Raw genomic sequence first — 18269 nt, 5'->3', positions numbered from 1 at the left:
TGCAAATTACTACCAACAAAGGAATTATAGCCATATAATTGAGATTTATATACGTAAGCCGTATCACAAACTCATTATTATAAGGTCTCCAATAGGGCATCTCATTATCCAAAGGATATTGAAGTGACCTTTTGATGCCCTTATAGTGCCCTTACTATATCGAATCTGTATTATATTTGTTAACTATGAAGAACTCCTTAAGAACACGTCTGTATCTAGGCTTCTCTTTCGCCATATTATTGGTAATAGGAGGGGGTGTCTTTACCTACATTACTTTCAAGAAACAACGCTCACAGGCCGAATGGGTCGAACAATCCTATGAAGTCATTACGACTGCACAACGTATCAACAAATATATTTACGAAATCGAATCTGCAGGAACCGCCTACAGGAACACTCATGAGTTCAAATACCTTGACCCTTACTTCGATATACGTCCAAAAATATTGCCAGCCTTTTACGACCTCCGTAAAAGGGTGATGGACAATGCCAGCCAGCTCAAAAGAACGATTGCCATAGAAAAAGAATTGATAGGAATCCTAAATTATTGGGAAGGGCTGGGAGTGAGGCACGATACCAGTTTTGTGTTTTCCCATGCCATGGAAATCACAAAAGAAGAGCGGGCAATGCTGGAAAAAATTCATAATGATTTCCAGGATATGATTGTCGAAGAACGACTGCTGCTTGCCAACAGAAACGGGGCAAATATAGAAAACGTTGAGGTTGCCTTTACAGCCCTCATTCTTAATACAGCCTTTATCCTGCTTGTAGCTATCATACTCATGACCATCTCCTTCCGGGAGTTTAACATCCGCTTCAAAGCCCAAAAAGAATTGCAGGTAAAATTAGAGGAAACGGAAACACTCAATCAAAATGCAAATGCCAACAACTGGCTGCTCACCGGTATGAGCCTGATCAATGAAAGCTTGCAGGGGGATGCCGTTATTGACACCCTCGCCTATAAAAATCTACAAGCCCTGGTCAATTATCTTGACCTTCCCGGTGGCGCTTTCTATTGTTATGATGTGGATAATAAACTGCTGAAACTTTGTGCCGGCAAAGGACTGCCTGCCACTGTTAAAAAATTCTATGCATTGAATGAAGGCATCACCGGTGAAGCTGCCACCCACAAAGAACTGACAGTTGTCAAAGATATTCTGGCCAGCTATTGGCGACTTGAATCTGCCACAGGCAACAATACCCCCGGTATTGTTATATGCCTGCCCCTGTGGCATGATAACGACCTGGTAGGGTTGATAGAACTCGTTTCATTTACCCCGCTTTCTGAAAGGGCCATGGAATTGCTGCGCAATACCGCTCACGCCACAGCCGTAGCTGTCAACGCGGCTGCCTCCCGCAAGAAAGTACTGGAACTACTCACCAGGGTACAGGACCAGAAAGAAATACTCGAAACCCAGCAGGAAGAATTACGTCAATCCAACGAAGAACTGACCCGCCAGTCCGAAATCCTGCAGGCTTCTGAAGAGGAACTAAGAGTTCAGGAAGAAGAACTGCGCCAGGTAAACGATGAAATTAGCGTGCAGAACAAAGCCCTTGAAATGGCAAGACAGGAATTGTCTAAAAAAGCAGAAGAACTGGAGCAAAGCAGTACCTATAAATCTGAATTCCTGGCAAATATGTCGCACGAACTGCGTACTCCTCTGAATAGTGTGCTGATCCTGGCCCGCCTGCTGGAAGAAAATAAGGAACAAAACCTGAGTCCAAAGCAGATGGAATACGCCAGTATCATTCACAAATCCGGCTCCGACCTGCTCAAACTCATCAACGATATCCTGGATCTCTCCAAAATTGAAGCAGGAAAGGTAGAGATGAATATCGAACCCGTAGCTGTCAGGAGTATTACCAGCGACCTGGAACAACTCTTTCATGTCGTTGCAGATGAAAAGCATATCAACTTCATTACCAACATAGATCCTGCTGTACCAGCCATGATACAAACGGATGGCCAGCGCCTGGAACAGGTCATTAAAAACCTGCTTTCCAATGCCTTTAAATTTACGCCGAAAGACGGCACCATCGAACTGGCCTGGACCCTGCACCCCGATGGCCTGCACATCGCTGTATCAGATACCGGAACCGGTATTCCTGCTGATAAACAACAATTGATATTCGAAGCCTTCCGTCAGGCTGATGGCTCTACCAGCCGTAAATACGGTGGTACCGGCCTGGGACTGAGCATAAGCAAGGAACTGATGAAACGCCTGGGTGGAGAAATCAGGTTATTCAGCACTGAAGGTCATGGCAGCACCTTTACGATTGTGATGCAGACCGGCACCAATGCGGTTTCGAATGCATCACCTGCACCTGCTATCGTAAAGGAAGCACCTGTAGTGGTAAGAGAAGTAGCCCCACCTGAAGAACAATTGGTAGATGACGATCGTAATGCATTGGGCAAACAGGATAAACTCATTCTCATCGTCGAAGACGATGCCAACTTTGCCTCTATCCTCCGTGACTTCGCGCGGCAGAAAGGATTCAAAACCATCGTTGCCCTGAATGGTAATGATGGCCTGTTCTTCGCCCGCAAGTTCCTGCCAGCGGCTATTATATTAGATATGAACCTGCCATTGATAGATGGCAGCAGTATCCTCAAGATCCTGAAGAACAATGAAGAGCTGAAACATATACTCGTACACGTAGTATCTGCCGGAGAGATCTCTCTGCAGGTACGTGATAAAGTAGAGGGATATACGCAGAAGCCACTGCAGGTGACCGACCTGGAGAGTGTCTTCAATGGTATCAGCTCCCAGCTGGAAGCCAGACTGAAAAAGGTGCTCGTAATCTCAGACGGGGTATTACTCCATCACCCTTTCCTGCAATCACTGAGTGACGAAAGGCAGTTACAAACCCAGTACCACCTGGTGAAAACACTGGGGGAAGCTGCCCTGGAACTACAATCCCATCAATATGACGGGATCGTACTCGATGCCGGTACAGATATTTCAGAAAGCATAGCAAGGCTGAACCAACTCAAGCAGATCAGCACTGCCAGAGACGTGCCGGTGATCGTCTATCTCGATCACGACATTTCAGAAGCCGATGAGCTGGCGCTGAAGAAGAACGCTGCTGCCATCGTCCGAAACTCCACCTTCTCCGGAGACCGGTTGATGGACGAACTTGAACTCTTCCTGTACAAACTGACTGCGTCTGATTCTCAAAAGCCTTCAGACAGAGCACCTAAAACAGAAAGGAACCTGGATGGACTGAAAGTGCTACTGGCTGATGATGACATGCGAAATGTATTTTCCCTGAGTGCATTGTTGGCTGGACATGGTATGGATGTCGTGACAGCTGCCGATGGAAAAGAAGCACTTGAAAGATTGGAAGAAAATCCTGATATTCGGTTAGTACTAATGGATATCATGATGCCGGAAATGGATGGCTACGAAGCCATGCGCCACATCAGAGCTAATCCTCGTTATCAAAATCTGCCGGTAATTGCACTAACTGCAAAAGCTATGGCGGGGGACAGAGAAAAATGTATTGCCGCTGGAGCATCAGATTATATAGCAAAGCCCATCGACAGCAGTAAACTTTTATCATTAATGCATGTTTGGATGGTATAACCTTGTAACGTTTCTATGAAGGAAGACATATCTAATGCAGATTTCGTCGATATTGTTAATATTATAAAGCTGCAATACGGATATGATTTCACCGGTTATGCGCTGGCATCACTCAAGCGCCGTATTGTTCGTTTTATGAGCTATACCGGGATAGCTACCGTATTTGAACTGAAGTATCAGCTGGTCAATGATGCAAACTTTTTTAACCGGCTGGTTCAGTTTATCACTGTAAATGTGACGGAAATGTTCCGCGATCCCCTGTTTTACCAAACATTGCGGACACAGGTACTTCCCAAGCTGGCGGCGTATCCGAATATTAAAATATGGCATGCCGGTTGTTCTACCGGAGAGGAGGTATTTTCTATGGCAATCCTGCTACATGAGGCCGGGCTCCTTGGTAGAACTAAAATATATGCAACTGACCTCAACCCGATGAACCTTGAAAAGGCGAACATGGGCATCCTGCCACTGGATAATATGAAAGACTATGTGTATAATTACATTCAATCAGGAGGGTTAGGCGATTTTTCAAATTATTATACAGCCAGGTATGACAATGTTCTGATCAAAAAGGAACTTCGTAAACACATTACCTTTTTTCAGCACAACCTGGTCACAGATACAGTATTTAATGAGTTCCAGCTCATTTGTTGCCGGAATGTATTTATATATTTCAACAGGGAACTGCAGAACCACGTATTGCAATTATTCTATGATAGCCTCTCTCCACGCGGCTACCTGGCCATGGGGATCAAAGAAACGATGAGGTTTGCCAGCATCCATGAAAAATTTGAAACAATACATGCGGCTCATAAAATTTACCGTAGAAAAGGATAAACCGGATGTTGTAAATTTATGAAGAACAAAAAGTACGATATTATCACAATCGGAGGGTCAGCCGGTAGCATCGCTGTATTAACCAGCATTCTCGATGCATTGCCCGATTATGTGCAGACGCCTGTTGTTATCGTATTGCACCGGCTCCGCAATGTGCAGAGTGAAATGGGCCGGTTACTTTCCAACAAAAGAAGAATTATTGAACCTGAAGATAAAGAAGCTGTAAAACCCCGCAACATTTATCTGGCACCACAAAATTATCACCTGATGCTGGAAGCTGATAAGACCTTTATGCTGGATTATTCAGAACTGGTCAATTATAGCCGGCCTTCAATTGACATGACATTTAGCTGTGTGGCAGAGGTATATGGCAGCAGCGCACTGGCCATTTTATTGAGTGGAGCCAACAAAGACGGCGCCGCAGGTATGTACGATATTATCGCTGCAGGCGGTACCGGCATTGTACAGGATCCGGCTACTGCCGCGTTCGAGGCGATGCCACTGGCCGCTATAGAAATGTGCAAAGGGATTCACGTACTGTCAGTTGAAGATATAATAAAATTTATAATTAATGAACCGTGAGTAATGTTTTCTTCGTATATATAAATAAGACTAGCCGTTAAAAGAGAGCCCATGAGTATTATGACTAAAAAATTTACCATCCTGCTTGTAGACGATAGATTGGAGAATTTATTATCGCTGGAACAGATGCTGCTGGCGGATAACAGGACTTTTATACAGGCTTCATCGGGCAATGAAGCATTGAAGTTGGTATTAAAGCATGACGATATTGGGTTGATTATGCTGGATGTGCAGATGCCGGATATGGACGGTTTTGAAGTAGCCCGGTTACTAAAAGCCAACCCTAAAACACGGAACATCTCCATCATTTTTGTGACAGCCATCAATAAAGACGAATACTATGTGCTGGAAGGATTTAAAATAGGAGCGGTAGACTATCTGTCAAAGCCCCTGGACATCAATGTGACCAGAGCCAAGGTAAATGTATTCGAACAATTATATTTCTATCAGGATGAACTGAAGCAGACACTGAAAGAGAAAGAGCAGATCAATGGACAGCTGGAGCGCTTTATGCATGTGGTAGCACATGATCTGAAAACACCGCTTTCCGGTATTACCGGTTTGCTGATGCTGATGCAGGAGGAAGATGGGATCAAGGTATCCCCTATGCTGACGGAGTATATGGATATGTCTGTGAATGCCGCTACCCAGATGGCAGATATGATCACAGCCATTCTAGACTACAGCAAGGAACACCAGTTCTCCAACAAGACAGAAGATGTGGATGTAAACGAGTTGTTGCAGCAGTTGATCAAACTGTTGTTCCCCCCGGCACATGTACACATCCAGGTGGGAACGAACCTGCCTGTATTACATACCAGCAGACAAAAACTGCAACAGGTATTCCAGAACTTACTGAGTAATGCGATTAAATATAATGATAAAGCTTTAGCAGAGATCAGTGTGGGGGGTACACCGGATGGTGAGTTTTATAATTTTTATGTGAAGGACAATGGTCCTGGCATAGAGGATAAGGACAATGAAAGAATCTTTAGGTTGTTTGAAAAGGTAGACAAAGATGATGACAAAGGCACAGGGATAGGATTAAATATCCTCAAATTACTGGTGGAAACACAGGGAGGCAAGGTGTGGGTGGAATCCCGTTTAGGCGAGGGTAGCTGTTTCTACTTCCAGTGGCGGAGATAAACTGTCATGTATATGAGAACCTATGGCCAACGGGCAGGTGTATACCTGCTCATGCTGGTGATTGCCCAGCTTCCAACAATGGCGCAAAAGAAAGCCGCCACTAATCTGAACATTGTATTTATTGGTAACAGCATTACGCATGGAGCCACGCTAAAGGAACCTGACAAGGAGGCACCGCCGGTACGAACGGTGGAGTGGCTACAAACACAGGAAGGAGTGGGAAAGGTGAATTTTTCCAACCAGGGCGTAAGCGGTTACACCACAGTAGATTTTCTGCCAGCTACCGGCAAAGCATTTAAAAAAGTAGAAGCTGCGGCTGAAGCTTATAAGGCAGACAAAGATGCATTGTTAGTATTTTCTATTGATCTGGGTACCAATGATAGTGCCGTAGAAGGGCCCAATGGAGCGCCAGTGTCTCCCGAAAACTATAAAAAGAACTTACAGGCGATTATAGACCAGTTGCTGACGGATTTTCCCGACAGCAGGGTGGTCATTCATTTGCCTATCTGGTATAGCCCGAATACTTACAATGGTGCTATCTATTTACAGCGTGGTCTGGACCGTTTGCAAACCTATTTCCCGGAGGTAGGCAACCTGGTGAAGGAGTATGGAAGAACCAAACCCGGTCAGGTGATTGTAGGTGATAAACAGGGATTTGGGTACTTTAAGCAACATGCGGCAGCAGAATTGCAGGCAGAAGAAGGCTGGCAGGGCGTATTTTATCTGCATCCCAACAAGGTAGGGGCAGAGAGCCTTGGAAAACTGTGGGGTAAGGGGATTATTAAATTATTAAAATAACAGATCTGCGGGGTTTTGCACGGCAAAACCCCGCTCTTAATATAGAGTTAAAGCCCTACCATTATGGAATACCCACGATTTTTATTAGATTAGCATTGTTATTGATCCTTTGAATGGAAAAACGTGTATACCAATGATTTACGTGAACGACACCGGCGCGTCGACCGGCTCACCCAAAGAAAACGAAATTTTGCACACTGGTTCGGGTGGAGCATTTGAAGAGGCAGAACGTCCGCTGGACGAATCAGAAAGAGAAATGAGCGATGAGCAACTGGATGAACGTCTTGAGAATACCCCTGAAAAGAGCAGATCTAATAGACCTTCCTACTAGAGATACGGACAAAAAAAAACCGGCACTAAAGGACTAAAGTACCGGTATTTCATTTTGCATTGTTCGTAAACGAAGGTTATAGCCCCTTTTTCAAGGCACTATGTAAATATGTTTGATTACGCGATGGTAATTTGGAAAGCATTGTGCATTGTTGTAGTCTGGTGTCTTTCGTTTTGCATATAAAGTGGCGACATGTATAATAATTAGATTGGAACAATAAGAACCCAACGTATCCTGTAGGTTATTAGCCCCAGATCTTTATGATTCGCATGACACGTTATGCACTCACTTTATACTATTCTGCCTGCCTGGCTATCGTAACCGATTACTTCATAAGCGGGGCAAAACTACTAAACACATTGCTGTTTTTAGAAAATAAACTTCGAATACGGCTGTTAATGATTTGTAAAAATTACAGGGAACAGTCTTAATTATAACGTACTACAGATATAAGTGCTTGTCTGATAATTCTTTCGGCAAGGCTGCTGATTTCAAAGAAAAATGCAGAAATTTTTTGGCACTGAGTATATGTACGCTAAAAATCCCCTAATGGTTTTACTTATTCACTATTTCCATTCCTGATTTCCTGGGGAGAACAGGCATAATGTTTCCTAAACTCCCGGTTGAAACTGGATACATTACTATACCCGACTTCCTCCGCAATATCGGAAATTTTACTATCCGATTGTTGTAAAAGCTGAAAAGCCTTTTGCATTCTTTGCTCCAATAACCAGTTTATCAGGGAAAGCTGCTTGTATTTTTTGAAATCCTGTTTGAGCTTTGACTCACTGATGTAGTGAGAATGAGCTAGTTGTGAAATACTGACCGGCTTATTCAGGTTGAGTAGCAGGTATTCGCTAATGCTGGCAATTACTTTTTCGTGATGATTGTTAGACATGGAATTTGTGTTCAATGGTTCAGGGCTAGCCCTAATTTAAGTAAAATTTTTCCAGATAGGAGGCCAAAACTTTATATTTATAAAAAATGCATATCTTGTCCCCTCGTGATCATTATAGAAGATCCTATGCCAAACCATAGACGTGATTTCCTGAAAAATATAGCCGGAACGGTAGTTGCCTTTACTATCATTCCCCGGCATGTGTTGGGCCGTGGCTACCCTGCCCCCAGCGACCAGCTGACCAAAGGTGTGATCGGTATGGGTGTCGCCGGCCATCAGCATATAGACTACGCCGGTACACGCCTCACCGCTATTTGTGATGTAGATAAAAGTAAACTCCTCACAGACAAAAAAGTCAAAACCTTCGACGACTACCGGCACCTTCTTTTACAAAAGGATGTCGACATCGTACATATTGCCACGCCACCACACTGGCATGGCCTCATTGCTATGGAAGCCGCCGCCGCAGGGAAGGACATCTGGTGCGAAACCCCGATGACCCATTCCATTGCCGAAGGAAAGCAGGTGGTCAATGCCGTGCAAACCTATGGCCGCATCTTCCGGCTCAATATGAACCACCGCATAGATGGGAACTTTTACGGGACTAATATTCCTGTCAGAAAATTGAAGAAACTGACCTTCAGCGGTCTACTGGGTTGGCCGCTCACCATAACCCTGGCACCACATACGGGTTTTACCTGGCCTGGTGAGTATACCGGTTTAACCAACCTGCCGGTTCAACCTGTGCCGGCAACCCTGAACTATGACCGCTGGTTGGGACCTGCACCCTATAAACCCTACAATATCAACCGGATACAGAACTTTCGTGGATATTGGGATTATGGAGCAGGCGTGCTGGGTGAAACAGGGCAACATTACCTCGATCCTGTGCAATACCTGTTGGATAAAGATGAAACCAGTCCGATTGAGGTAGAGGTGGAAACACCGTTACAACACCCGGATGCCGTAGGTACCTGGCAGAAGATCACCTTTACCTACCAGGATGGCAGCAAGATCATCCTGGACCCGGAAGGCCGGGATGCAAACGCCCCCTTCATTTCCGGACCCAATGGTAAACTGTATGCTGATTTCAGATCAGATATCCCTGACCTGGAAAAACGCCTGGCCAACTTTCCTGAACCACTACTGGCTATCACTGATTTTGTGAAAGCGGTAAAAGAAAGACAAACCTTCGTGACAAACGAAGAAAACGGACATCGTTCCTGTACACTTGTCAATATTGGAAAGATCGCCCTTCAGCTGGGCCGCTCTCTCCAATATGATCCTGAAAAACAAACTTTCCTGTTCGATGAAGGTGCAAACAGGTTGCTGAACCAGCCCCTGCGCACCACCTGGAAATAACCATGTACCATGAGGCGTTCGAAACTGATTATATTATTTATCCTCTTCCCTATACTATATGCAGCTGGGCAGGGGAAACCATCTCCCTATGCTACCCGGATCAATGCGATCCTTCAGGAAATGCCATCACCCAACGATAGTCTGAAAAACATCTCCATGAAACAACTGGAAAAGCTGGGAGAAGAGGGACTGACTACACTCGCGATGATGTCGCAGACCGGGAATATAAGAGTGCAATATGCCCTCACCGCGTATACAAGGTATATCACTGCCGCCCTGCAGGATTCTGCCCGTAAAACGGCTGTAAAAGCCTGGTGCAGGGCATTGAAATGGGTGCCGTCAATCCCCGCCAAAAATTTTCTGATCAGCCAGTTACAGTTATGTGGCAATGACGTCGCCGCTGCTACTATTGCCCCTTACCTGGTGCAGGAGCCATTGTGCGATGCTGCAGCAAGGGCCTTGATACAAATTGGTGGGCCGGTGGCGAAACCAACTTTGGTATATGCCTTATCAAAAGCAAAAGGCAATAGCAAAATAGCGCTGATCAATGCCATCGGAGAACTCCGTTACCTGAGCGGCCTCGATGCGGTGACAGCACTGGCAAATACAAAAGACCTGCGTCAACGCAGGGTTGCTTTGATGGCGATTGCCAACATAGGCAATGAAAGCAGTGATTCTTTGTTACGTGCTGCAGCGGCAAGAGCAGGATATGTATACGACAGCATGAATGCAACGGCAGCGTATATATTATTTGCACAGCGCATGGCGGAAAACTGGCCACAGGAACCTGCAAGAAAAATTGCTGCCCGCCTGCTGAAAGAATGTAAATCACCTGCACAATTGCCTGCCAGGATTGCTGCACTGCAAATCATGGTGACCGTGAGGTTCAATGATGCCAACAGGGTATTAGGCGATGCCGCTGCAGATCCTGATCCCGCTTTCAGATCAGCAGCATTGAAGATGGCGGCAAAGAACCTGAATACTTCCAATACCAATTACTGGATAGACAGAGTAGTAAGAGAAAAAGATGAAGTGAAAGCAGGCATACTATTATTGCTTGGCGAGAGCCGTCAGCGTACTGCCACAAGAGTGATACAGGCAGCACTGAACGATAGTAATATGGTCGTAAAAACGGCAGCTATCAAAGCAGCAGGCATGTTAGGCAATACCACTATGATCGCTGCGCTGGTGTATGAAATGAATCGCGTGGACAGTAGTACGATTTTTTTAATCAGGGATGTTTTGCTCACAATGCGGAGTAATATGGTCGCTTCTACGGCAGGCATCTCTCTGCAAAATAAACCACCGCTTATGCAGATTGCACTCCTGCAGGTACTGGCAGAACGCAAAGCCGAAGAGATGAAAGCAAGGGTAGTAGCGATGACGCAAAGTGCAAACCCGGCTGTAAAAGAGCAGGCAGAAAAAACATTGAAAGCAATAGAAGGAAGTTAATTCTACAAAATATGGCATCGTATTTGAAGATTAGGATATATGTTCCTTATTCTGTAATTAATCAATACATGCTTATTTATGAAAACTAAATTATTGCTTGCTGTACTGGTATTAGGCCTGGGGTCCCTTGTTTCTGGCTGTAAAAAAGAGTACATCACACAAGAGGTTCCTAACATTACAATTCAGACATCTGTTGCCTCCACTGCCTGGCAATATGACCAGACTACAAAAACTTACTATGCACAGATTAATATGCCTGAAATTAATGAAAGTACAAACCAGACTGATGGCGTATTAGCATATATTTCCGGTGATGGTACTACCTGGGAAGCTTTACCAGATGTGTACAATGGTTCCAGTATTGTATACACCTACAAACCAGGCGTACTCTATCTTGAAATTCAGGGCGCTACCGGTACAACAGTAGATCCTCCTGGCGACCTTTATCTTAAAATAGTATTAGTTGCTTCACAAGCAGAATAATAAAAACGTATTTTAAAAGCTCCTTTAACCAAAGGGGCTTTTTTATTTCCCCCCTTTCTAATACGTAATTCTCCTTTTGTAATTCATATTTGACCTAACTAATCAGCATCATTTTGATTTTGGAATTCCAACGTATATTTTTGTCAGAACAGTGAACAGGCAATATTGCCTTCTAAACTTTCATGCATAACTATGGTCCGGAAACTACTGAATGTGACAGGTCTCTTACTGGCACCCTTTTTACAATTGATGGCGCAAAGCCAATATGAACTTAATAGTGGCTGGGAATGTGCAAATGTATCCGACGTCACTGTAAAGGGCGAAGCACTGTCAACACCTGCCTATGGGCTCAAAGGCTGGTTACCAGCTACTGTGCCGGGTACCGTCTTAACGACGTTACTGAACAACAAACTTGTTCCAGATCCTTTCTATGGAATGAATAATGAACGTATACCTGATATCTATACCACAGGGCGCGATCATTATACTTACTGGTTCGTAAAAGACTTCTCAGAAGCGACTCCTGCTGCTGACGGCCAGGTTTGGCTGCACTTCAGAGGCGTAAACGACGGTTGCGATATCTACCTGAACGGTCACCGCCTGAACGCGACTACCCACTACGGTACCTACATCCGTCATTCTTACAACATTACTTCCTTCCTCGCAAAGGATGGCAAAAACCGCCTGGCGGTAATCGTATATCCACCTGTCAATATTGGTAATCCTAATGGTGGCCAGGGTGGCGATGGTACGATTGCAAAAAACGTAGGCCCTCAGTACACCGCGGGTTGGGACTGGATTCAGCCCATGCGCGATCGTAATACCGGCATATGGGACAAGGTGACCATCGAAAAAACAGGTGCTGTGAACATCAGCAACCCACACGTGGTAACCAATGTACCAGGTCCAAGATGGCCGGAAGGCAAGCAGGCCCCTGCTACAATCAAGGTAAGCGCAGAACTGGATAACGCTACTGCAAAAACCATTGCAGGTACCCTGCGTTATACCATTGGTGGTGTGACCGTGAGCAGCAAAGTAACGCTGGCGCCAAAAGCACATACCGAAGTACAACTGCCCGACCTGGAACTGAAAGATCCTAAACTCTGGTGGCCTGCCGGTTATGGCCCGCAGAACCTGTACCAGAGCAAGGTAGAGTTTGTAGAAAATACCAAAGTAGACGATACTCAAGAAATCACTGTAGGTGTACGCGAAATCCGTACTTTCTGGAATGCGCACACCAGAAGCCGTGAGATCTCTGTAAATGGTCAGAATATCTTCATCAAGGGTGGTAACTGGATCACTTCCGATGCAATGTTCCGCTTCACCAACGAGCGTTACGATGCAGAAGTTCGTTTCCACCGCGACATGAACCTGAACCTGATCCGTATATGGGGTGGTAGTCTCACCGAAAGGCCTGAGTTCTTCCAGGCTTGTGATAAATACGGTATGCTGGTATTCCAGGACTTCTGGATGAGCGGCGACTGTAACGGTCGTTGGGTAGACCCAATGAAGAAAGAAGACCAGTGGACCCGCAGACAATATCCTGATGATCACCGCCTGTGGATCAACTCCGCTGCGGACCAGGTAAAACTACTGCGTAACCACGCTTCCCTGGCATTCTGGTGTGGTGGTAATGAAATTACCCCTCCTACAGATATCTTCGATGTGCTGGCAGACAGCATTATGCCTAAACTGGATGGTACACGTTACTTCTTCCATTATTCCAACACCGATAGTATGTCTTACAACATGCTGGGTGGCAATGGTGACGGCCCTTACAACTGGCAGCCGCTGAATGTATTCTGGAATGAAAGAACCTGGCCGTTCAACTCCGAAGTAGGCTCTGTTGGCGTAGGCGACCTGGAATCACTGGAACGCTTTATACCAAAAGAAAACCTGGTAGGTCCTGAAAATAAACCTGGTGGTGTTGATTCAGTATGGGATTATCACAAATACATTCCTTACTTCAATTCACTGGATGTATATGGTAAACCCAAAGATATCAGGGACTGGACGAACAAGGCACAGCTGGTAAACTATGATCAGTACCGTGGCCTGATGGAAGGTTTCAGTTCTCATATGTGGGATTGGTACACAGGTGTGATCATCTGGAAAACACAGAACCCATGGACTGCATTACGTGGACAGCACTACGATTACTACCTGGATCCAAACGCCTGTCTGTATGGTAACAGAGCCGGTGCTACACCTGTACATGGTATGATCAATCCAACCGATGGTACAGTATTCATTGTAAACAATACTTTCGATTACTATCACGACATCATGCTGCAACTGAAAGCATATGATATGAAAGGTCATGATACGCTGATCACACAGGTGTTCTCTGAAATCGGTCCATCCAATGTACAGAAGATCATGAACATCAAAGCTTTCCTGGATAAGCTGGGAGAGAAGGAAGGTGTGTTCCTGGCAGTACGCCTCATCAAAGCTGATAAAACTGTGATGGATGATAACCTGTACTGGTTCCCTGATGCAAAAGGCAACTACTCCGGTCTGCAGAACATGCAGGCTGCTAAACCACAGATCACGGCAACTAAATCAGGCAATGATATCCATGTGAAGATCAGCAACCCTAAAGGTGGTCCGCTGGCATTCTTTAACAGGGTATCACTGGTAGATGCACAGACAAAGAAGAGAATTCTGCCTGTGTTCTACAATGATAACTATGTATCAGTAGTGCCTGGAGAAGAGAAAGTAGTGATTATCAGTGGTGATGCAATTGGTAAAAGCGGCAAAGCACAGGTAACTGTGAGCGGCTGGAACCTGGCAGAACAAGTAATTGAAATAAAATAATCTGGCCCTCAATTATAGTCCAGTCTCATTTTTATTAGCCGGCCGCAGGCCCGGACAAAAAAAAATCGCTTTTACCGTCAGGTAAAAGCGATTTTTTTTTGAAAATTATCCACACAAGTCATTTTAAACCCCCCATTATCATCTATGCCCAACTCTCCCGGAAAACAGCCATTTTTCATCTAAAATGTTAAATTCTCTATTAAATTTTGACTTTTTTAATTTTTTTTACCTATATAATATATGCCCTCCAACCCCTTGATACTGATATAATTTTAATCTTTTTAACGCACCTAAACCCGTATCTGTTCATATATTATTAATATTAAAAAATACTAATAACTAAAGTATTTACTATATTTATTTCCGATTTACATCCTTTTATCCAATATGATGCCAAAGCAACGAGGGTTGTTCTTGCTGGAAGAGCTATGTGCGGTAGTAAAAATGGAACATTTTGTACGACGCTGGAGCTATTGGTTACATATTAACGGCAGTAAAGCATATAATATTATTTCGTATTGATGAATATTTGGCAATGCAGTATAAATCTATATTTATCGTATTAATCTTAGGATGGATCAGCGCGCTAACAGGATGTTCCAAAGGCGGAGCCGCCTGCGATACAGGCCTTAAGCCCAAAGTCAAAAGCAATGGTCCCATTGGTAACAATGAAACGCTCACGCTCTCCAGTTCTGGTGTAAGTGCCGTTCAATCCTATGTCTGGTCCGGCCCCAATGGGTATACATCAACAGATGCGGCACCTAAGATCTCTGCTCCTACCAGAGGAAAATATGTGTATTCAGTAACTGTAACTACCACAGGTGGCTGTACCTACACCGGCAATTCTGATACTATCGTTGTCACTGGCCCTACAAACGCCTGTGGTCTGGATAGTAACCAGGCTACCCTGCAAGGTGTGGTTGACCTCTCCTTCAATAAGGTAGTAGGGACTACTGGTACCAGCGATTACGTAGTTACTGCTACAAACGGGAATGCTACTATTACTGTAGAATTCCCCAACAATCAGCCTCCTGCTGAAGGTATCTATTCTATCCAGAAATCCAGTTCTTCACTGCCTTCAGGCTATTGCAGACTGACGGCCAAGGCGATCACTACTGCTCCATGGACCACAGATACATCATCAGGATCTGTTTATGTATCTATTGATAATAACGTAACCACTATCAGCTTCTGCAGTGTGATATTCAATTCCACTGAATACAGCGGCGATGTAAAAGGTGGTGCACGCATTATCTGGCAGCCTTAATCGCTGTCTGTTCAAAGCTTGTCATAATCGAATCTATAGCGAGAAAGTTCCGGGCATAGTCTCCAGCACGACTGGTGATGTGTCCGGAATCTTCGTTTATAGCCTGTAGCAATCCCTCATACAGCGCCTGCTGGTTTTCTGCCTGCACCACTATACCCATTTCATTTGTCCTTACCAGCTCGTACAGACTGGTACCTTCATTGGCCGTGATCAATGCTAATCCTTCTACTGCCAGTATCGTAGTGAGCTTACTTGGCATCACCAGGTCGGCGGTATTGGCTTTTTGTATTACCAGGTGAATGTCTGCCATATTCAGGAACCGGTTGAATTGCGAAGAAGGCTGGGTAGGGTAGAAGATCACATTGTGCAAAGACATGGCCTGCGCCTTGTTTTCCAAAGTTGTTTTATAGGGGCCTGCCCCGCAGATCAGGAACTTCAGCCGGGTATCTGTCTGCATAGCGCCGGCTACTTCCAGTATGGATTCCAACCCCTGTTTCTCGCCAATAGCACCTGAATATAGTATCACTTTATCCTGCGCATGGAAGCCAAAATCTGCTTTGAGAATCGCTTTCTCTGTGATGGGAAAGAAATGACTGATGGCTACCCAATTTGGGAAAAAGAAGATGTCCCTGCCTGATTTGGCCGCAATCTTCCGCATCATACCCTCCGAAATACTGCTTACCAGGTCTGCCCTGCGGAGTATAAAACGCTCCATGCGGAACAAGGTATTGATCAGCCATCTGGAACGGATCATCTGTAGGTCACGGGCTGCTTCTATCTGCATGTCCTGTATGTGATAGAGCAGCCGCGCCCCCCTGATCCACTTGTACAACAGGCCCAGAAAGCCTAAATGGAACGGGGGTACGACCACCATGACCACATCGAATTTCGTGGTAAACAACAATGTGAATAACCGAAAGAACGCAGCGATAAAAAAGGTCGCATCCATCAATATACGTTTCATACCTGATGGCGCTGCCGGTATATACTGAGGACAGCGATAAACAGTGAGCCTCCCGTGTACTTCCTTTTTATACCAGCATCCCTGCTGTTCATAAGGAGGCTGTATCTTCCAGTGTGGGTAATAAGGATAAGTAGTAATGACAGTACAATCGTAACCTTTATCTGCCAGCCATTGTATCATTTCCCCATTGTATTTTCCAATTCCCGTTGGCTCAGGACTATAGTTGCCTGTAATCAGTAATAATCGTTCGGACATATTCTTAATAAGCGTTCTTATCCCCTTTTATCATGTTCACCATTGTCTGGAATATGATCTGGCAATCCAGCCAGAAGCTGTAATTTTCAATATACCAGATATCGTAGTCTACTCTTTTCTGCATCATACCTGACTGGCTGGTTTCACCCCTGCAACCATTTACCTGTGCCCATCCTGTGATGCCCGGTTTTACCATCTGCCTGCGCATATAGTGTTGCACCGTTTCCCTTGATTCTATATGCAGGGGAGTGGCATGTGGACGCGGACCTACAAATGACATGTTGCCCAACAGCACATTGAAAAACTGTGGCAATTCATCAAGATTGGTTTTACGCAGGAACCTGCCTATTGAAGTAACACGGCTGTCATTGCGGGTTGCCTGCAGGAACATGCCGTTCGCATCCACTTCACTGGTCTGTACGATCATGGAACGGAACTTATAGCAGGTGATCTTTTTATTTTTCAGCCCCCACCTTTCCTGTTTGAAAAATACCGGACCTTTTGAAGTCAGTTTGATGAGCGCCGCAATCAGCAGGAACAACCAGCTGAAAGCAGTGAAAAGTACGAGCGTAAATGCGATATCAAACCCCCGCTTTATTCTTTGTAATGCCGGATCATCCAGCGGACAGGAACGGATGTTTACCAGTGGAAAAGATCCCAACAGGTTCATACTCACCGTAGGGGAACAATACTGGTGTACATTGGGAATGATCTTCACATTTTTTGCGGCGCGTTCACTGGCTACAATAATGCTTTCCGTCTGGTCCCTGGCATATTCCGGCAGGGCAACGATCACATCGTCTATTTCATTTGCTTCCAGTATATTGGTCAGTTCAGAGAGATTGCCCAGGTATTGCCCATGTAACTGTGTTTGCGCCTGGTCGCCTACAAAACCGATACAGTTATAACCGAAATGACCGTTATTGGTAATAGTGTGATAAAAGTCGATACCAGTTTCGCCAGTGCCTACGATCAGAACATTTTTTTTGCGATGCCGCTGATTGCGGAGTTTCAGCAAGGTTTTCTTTACTGCATATCTTGTGAACAATACACCCGCAAATACATATGTGGAATACAATAACGTAAAGGTGCGTGGGTAGCTATAGTTTTTGAAGAGATAAAAAAACAGGAAGGTGAGTACGCATGATTGTAACAATACATTTTTCAATACAGCTACAAATTCAAATGAAAACGAGTTAACCTTATCATATTCATCATACAACCGGAGAGACGAGCCGAGCGCGATCCAGGTGCTGATACTGATACTAAGCAGTATCCAATCCAGGGGAGTAAATATCATCCCCCCCTTGGTACTGATATAGTATCTGGTAAGTACAAATGCCGCTCCCAGTATGGTAAAGTCAATAAATTGCCGTAAATATTGTACAGCATAATTTCGATTCTTCATAGTCACAAGATTACAGTAGGCATCGGTTGCCGTATATCAATTTCCTATTGGCGTTACTGTTAGTTTTTAACTCAGTCAGGTT

At 44.8% G+C, this 18269-nt stretch carries 14 protein-coding genes; 11 read left to right on the top strand and 3 right to left on the bottom strand.

Going from position 1 to position 18269, the window contains the following annotated elements:
* The first annotated feature begins 185 nt into the window (after nt 1-185).
* The 6 genes from QQL36_RS33275 (at nt 186) to QQL36_RS33250 (ending at nt 7281) form a co-directional block, all read left to right on the top strand.
* The gene (locus QQL36_RS33275) at nt 186-3587 is read left to right on the top strand and encodes a response regulator (protein WP_321568217.1); all 3402 of its coding nucleotides are present in this window, start codon (nt 186-188) and stop codon (nt 3585-3587) included.
* A 15-nt stretch (nt 3588-3602) separates the two neighbouring features.
* Nucleotides 3603-4424: a protein-glutamate O-methyltransferase CheR gene (locus QQL36_RS33270; protein WP_321568216.1), complete on the top strand. Its 822-nt coding sequence runs from the start codon at nt 3603-3605 to the stop codon at nt 4422-4424.
* A gap of 18 nt (nt 4425-4442) precedes the next feature.
* Complete coding sequence (locus QQL36_RS33265) at nt 4443-5006, top strand: chemotaxis protein CheB (RefSeq protein WP_321568215.1); 564 nt, start codon at nt 4443-4445, stop codon at nt 5004-5006.
* 51 nt (nt 5007-5057) lie between these two features.
* Nucleotides 5058-6152 carry a sensor histidine kinase gene (locus tag QQL36_RS33260; RefSeq protein WP_320576604.1) on the top strand — a complete coding sequence of 365 codons (1095 nt, stop codon included), beginning with the start codon at nt 5058-5060 and terminating at the stop codon, nt 6150-6152.
* Between the two features lie 12 nt (nt 6153-6164).
* Entirely contained in the window at nt 6165-6950 is a 786-nt protein-coding gene (locus tag QQL36_RS33255; RefSeq protein ID WP_083722171.1) for a GDSL-type esterase/lipase family protein, read from the top strand.
* 190 nt (nt 6951-7140) lie between these two features.
* A complete protein-coding gene (locus QQL36_RS33250) occupies nt 7141-7281 on the top strand; it encodes a hypothetical protein (RefSeq protein ID WP_321568214.1) in 141 nt (46 codons plus the stop codon).
* A 559-nt stretch (nt 7282-7840) separates the two neighbouring features.
* Here QQL36_RS33250 and QQL36_RS33245 read toward each other — a convergent pair.
* Nucleotides 7841-8179: a helix-turn-helix domain-containing protein gene (locus tag QQL36_RS33245; protein WP_083722123.1), complete on the bottom strand. Its 339-nt coding sequence runs from the start codon at nt 8177-8179 to the stop codon at nt 7841-7843.
* Between the two features lie 126 nt (nt 8180-8305).
* On the opposite strand from QQL36_RS33245, the gene QQL36_RS33240 reads away from it, so the two are divergent.
* The 5 genes from QQL36_RS33240 (at nt 8306) to QQL36_RS33220 (ending at nt 15560) form a co-directional block, all read left to right on the top strand.
* Nucleotides 8306-9541 (top strand): Gfo/Idh/MocA family oxidoreductase, encoded by a 1236-nt coding sequence (locus tag QQL36_RS33240; RefSeq protein ID WP_321568213.1) that lies wholly within the window; start codon nt 8306-8308, stop codon nt 9539-9541.
* A 9-nt stretch (nt 9542-9550) separates the two neighbouring features.
* Nucleotides 9551-10993, top strand: coding sequence for a HEAT repeat domain-containing protein (locus tag QQL36_RS33235; RefSeq protein ID WP_321568212.1), 1443 nt, complete (start codon nt 9551-9553; stop codon nt 10991-10993).
* Between the two features lie 78 nt (nt 10994-11071).
* Nucleotides 11072-11476 carry a hypothetical protein gene (locus tag QQL36_RS33230; protein WP_083722121.1) on the top strand — a complete coding sequence of 135 codons (405 nt, stop codon included), beginning with the start codon at nt 11072-11074 and terminating at the stop codon, nt 11474-11476.
* A gap of 192 nt (nt 11477-11668) precedes the next feature.
* Nucleotides 11669-14293: a glycoside hydrolase family 2 protein gene (locus QQL36_RS33225; RefSeq protein ID WP_321568211.1), complete on the top strand. Its 2625-nt coding sequence runs from the start codon at nt 11669-11671 to the stop codon at nt 14291-14293.
* A gap of 535 nt (nt 14294-14828) precedes the next feature.
* Complete coding sequence (locus QQL36_RS33220) at nt 14829-15560, top strand: hypothetical protein (RefSeq protein WP_083722119.1); 732 nt, start codon at nt 14829-14831, stop codon at nt 15558-15560.
* Here the strand turns inward: QQL36_RS33220 and QQL36_RS33215 are convergent.
* Both QQL36_RS33215 and QQL36_RS33210 read right to left on the bottom strand, forming a co-directional pair.
* Nucleotides 15544-16779, bottom strand: a complete 1236-nt coding sequence (locus QQL36_RS33215; RefSeq protein ID WP_321568210.1) for a WcaI family glycosyltransferase — start codon at nt 16777-16779, stop codon at nt 15544-15546. The two genes, QQL36_RS33220 and QQL36_RS33215, sit on opposite strands and share 17 nt — an antisense overlap.
* A gap of 4 nt (nt 16780-16783) precedes the next feature.
* Entirely contained in the window at nt 16784-18187 is a 1404-nt protein-coding gene (locus QQL36_RS33210) for an undecaprenyl-phosphate glucose phosphotransferase (RefSeq protein WP_321568209.1), read from the bottom strand.
* Between the last annotated feature and the right edge of the window lie 82 nt (nt 18188-18269).

The sequence above is a fragment of the Chitinophaga sp. LS1 genome, assembly GCF_034274695.1.
Taxonomy (GTDB): domain Bacteria; phylum Bacteroidota; class Bacteroidia; order Chitinophagales; family Chitinophagaceae; genus Chitinophaga.
Note: the sequence above shows the minus strand (reverse complement) of the source record. Positions and strands in the feature narration are given on the sequence as shown.

Coding starts and splice junctions, on each gene's coding strand:
- QQL36_RS33230 (WP_083722121.1), top strand. CDS start 11,072: ATGAAAACTAAATTATTGCTTGCTGTACTGGTATTAGGCCTGGGGTCC.
- QQL36_RS33240 (WP_321568213.1), top strand. CDS start 8,306: ATGCCAAACCATAGACGTGATTTCCTGAAAAATATAGCCGGAACGGTA.
- QQL36_RS33275 (WP_321568217.1), top strand. CDS start 186: ATGAAGAACTCCTTAAGAACACGTCTGTATCTAGGCTTCTCTTTCGCC.
- QQL36_RS33235 (WP_321568212.1), top strand. CDS start 9,551: ATGAGGCGTTCGAAACTGATTATATTATTTATCCTCTTCCCTATACTA.
- QQL36_RS33215 (WP_321568210.1), bottom strand. CDS start 16,779: ATGTCCGAACGATTATTACTGATTACAGGCAACTATAGTCCTGAGCCA.
- QQL36_RS33245 (WP_083722123.1), bottom strand. CDS start 8,179: ATGTCTAACAATCATCACGAAAAAGTAATTGCCAGCATTAGCGAATAC.
- QQL36_RS33210 (WP_321568209.1), bottom strand. CDS start 18,187: ATGAAGAATCGAAATTATGCTGTACAATATTTACGGCAATTTATTGAC.
- QQL36_RS33270 (WP_321568216.1), top strand. CDS start 3,603: ATGAAGGAAGACATATCTAATGCAGATTTCGTCGATATTGTTAATATT.
- QQL36_RS33265 (WP_321568215.1), top strand. CDS start 4,443: ATGAAGAACAAAAAGTACGATATTATCACAATCGGAGGGTCAGCCGGT.
- QQL36_RS33220 (WP_083722119.1), top strand. CDS start 14,829: ATGCAGTATAAATCTATATTTATCGTATTAATCTTAGGATGGATCAGC.
- QQL36_RS33255 (WP_083722171.1), top strand. CDS start 6,165: ATGAGAACCTATGGCCAACGGGCAGGTGTATACCTGCTCATGCTGGTG.
- QQL36_RS33225 (WP_321568211.1), top strand. CDS start 11,669: ATGGTCCGGAAACTACTGAATGTGACAGGTCTCTTACTGGCACCCTTT.
- QQL36_RS33260 (WP_320576604.1), top strand. CDS start 5,058: ATGAGTATTATGACTAAAAAATTTACCATCCTGCTTGTAGACGATAGA.